Source organism: Microcystis sp. LEGE 08355 (genome assembly GCF_015207185.1).
Lineage (GTDB): Bacteria > Cyanobacteriota > Cyanobacteriia > Cyanobacteriales > Microcystaceae > Microcystis > Microcystis panniformis.
Map to the genome: position 1 here is coordinate 1 of NZ_JADEXI010000648.1, position 2,451 is coordinate 2,451.

At 41.4% G+C, this 2,451-nt stretch carries 2 protein-coding genes and 1 pseudogene; 1 reads left to right on the plus strand and 2 read right to left on the minus strand.

Annotation, left to right across the window (positions count from 1 at the left end):
* Both IQ242_RS22435 and tnpB read right to left on the minus strand, forming a co-directional pair.
* Positions 1-276 (minus strand): annotated as a pseudogene (locus tag IQ242_RS22435) (hypothetical protein); the annotation flags it as partial.
* Between the two features lie 231 nt (positions 277-507).
* The gene (gene tnpB, locus IQ242_RS22440; protein WP_002764978.1) at positions 508-1,680 is read right to left on the minus strand and encodes an IS200/IS605 family element RNA-guided endonuclease TnpB; all 1,173 of its coding nucleotides are present in this window, start codon (positions 1,678-1,680) and stop codon (positions 508-510) included.
* Positions 1,681-2,020: 340 nt separating this feature from the next.
* Here tnpB and IQ242_RS22445 point away from each other — a divergent pair.
* The coding region (locus tag IQ242_RS22445; protein ID WP_193961466.1) for a pyridoxal-phosphate dependent enzyme at positions 2,021-2,451 on the plus strand (431 nt) is incomplete at its 3' end.

Consider the following 2,451-nt stretch of genomic DNA (forward strand, 5'->3'; position numbering starts at 1 on the left):
CACCACGCCCCCCCAATCAACAGAAAGTCCTAAATTTGCTGCTATGCTACAGATAATCAGAGGGGTAATTACAGTTAAGAGAAGACCCTGAATCCCTAGACGCAATTGTACGGTATGGTTATCGCCGCCGTCTCTCGTTTCCACATACCAGCGCACTGCTTGGGGAAAATAAAACACCCAGTACAACAGCAAAAGATAATCAAAGGGATTCCATAAAGATAAATCGCGTCTGAGTTTAGGAGCGAGATTAATGGTGGGGACGGTGCTTTCCTTCATAATTTCTATCTCTGGCTATTTACCCGGTGATGGTTTATTAAGTAGTTAGGTGTTAACTGTCAAACACCCCCCTTATCAAGGGGGGATTAAGGGGGGATCAAACCCCCTCAAGGTAGGGTTGATTCATGAATCAACCCTACTATGAATCAACCCTAGGGATTAAGGGGGGAGCCATCTTCAATTTAAATATAACCAGCTAAGTGAACTACTCTCAACAGAGTTGAGAGCTTCCTATTTCACGGGGGATTGCCTCAAGACGGACTTACGCCCAACTTTTGGTCTTACATCCCCTCTATAGGCAGTATCGCTAGTTCCTAACGACAATATCCGTAAGGCTTCATTTTTGATGTTTATCGCCGCATTTATATCACGATCATGGGTTGTTTTGCAATGCTCACAAGTCCATGTTCTAACATCAAGTGGTAAACTCGCTACTTGATTTAGACAGACATTACAAGTTTTAGAACTAGGGAAAAACCTATCAACTTCGATATAAGTTTTTCCTTCCCATTCTGCCTTGTATTTAAGCATTGTACAAAACATTCCCCAACCACAATCACTAATAGCCTTAGCTAAATTATGATTGCGTACCATGCCTTTAACATTGAGATTTTCTACCGCAATAACTTGGTTTTCGTTAACTATCTTACGGGATAGCTTGTGGAGAAAATCCTCACGACATCTTGAGATTTTAGAGTGAACTTTAGCTACTTTACGTCTAGCTTTTTGACGGTTGTTACTTCCCTTCTTTTTACGGGATAACTTTTGTTGTTTACGCTTTAAATTACGTTGATGTTTAGCTAAATGTCTAGGATTCTCATACTTACTACCATTGCTGGTAATGGCAAAATGAGTAAGTCCTAAATCAATTCCTATGCCTTTGCCATCCTTTGATGTCTCAGGCAACTCCAATTCGTCATCAACTAAAATAGAAGCGTAGTATTTACCGTCTGGAGTTTTTGAGATAGTAACGGTTTTAATTGTTCCTTCAAATTCCCGATGACGCACACAATAAACTAATCCAACTTTACCCGGTAATTTGAGGTAGTCACCTTCAAACTTGACATTAGCTGGATAGCTAATTGATTGCCTACCATGTTTGGACTTGAATCTTGGTAATCTAGCCCGTTTTTCAAAGAAATTTTGATAAGCTTGCGATAAGTTCAAAGCAACAACCTGTAAGCACTGAGAATAAGCATCTGTCAACCACTCATATTCTTTTTTGAGACTAGGCAATAGTCCCTGAATATAGTTTCGTGTTAGCCCTTTTCCTGTGGTTTTATAGGTTTCTTGGCATAAATTCAAGGAATAGTTCCAAAACCAGCGACAACAGCCGAAGCCTTTAGCTAAGGCTATTTCTTGCTCGGTATTGGGTTTTATTGTGAATTTATATGCTTTGTACATGGCTGTTATCAAGAATCTATATTTATGATAACACAACTTTATAGAATTGTCTATATGCTGGTCAGCATTCATCCCATCGCTAAAAGCGAGGGACTTCTGCTGACACTAAGTTAAATCAACTTCTGAAAGACAAAAAGGGCAAAAAATCAGAGTTTTAGCAATAAAATAACTATTTTTTGACCAAAAAAGTCATTTATTGGCTTTTATTGCCTTTTATCTTTCCGCATCCCTGTTTTAACCCCCATGAATCCCAATCGGGCGATCGAGATTAATTTTTTGGCCTGCTTATTCGATAAAATAGGAAGCTGGGCCATCTAATCAAATCTGTATCCTTAAGGCTATGACAATTATTTCTCGATCGATCCCCCAATCACCCACTAAATCATCGTCTATCGGCGGCTGGCGCGGTTTGATCGAAGAATATCGCCAATTTCTGCCCGTAAGCAGTAAAACCCCTGTAATTACCCTCCTAGAAGGCAATACACCCCTGATCCCCGCCCCCTATCTCTCAGCACAAATCGGGCGCGATGTCAAGGTTTTTGTCAAATATGATGGTTTAAATCCCACCGGCAGCTTTAAAGACCGGGGCATGACCATGGCCATCTCGAAAGCTAAAGAAGAAGGGGCAAAAGCGGTGATTTGTGCCAGTACCGGGAACACCTCGGCGGCGGCGGCAGCCTATGCAAGAAGGGCCGGGATGCGGGCCTTTGTGATTATCCCCGACGGTTATGTGGCCTTAGGAAAATTAGCCCAAGCTTTATTGTACGGAGC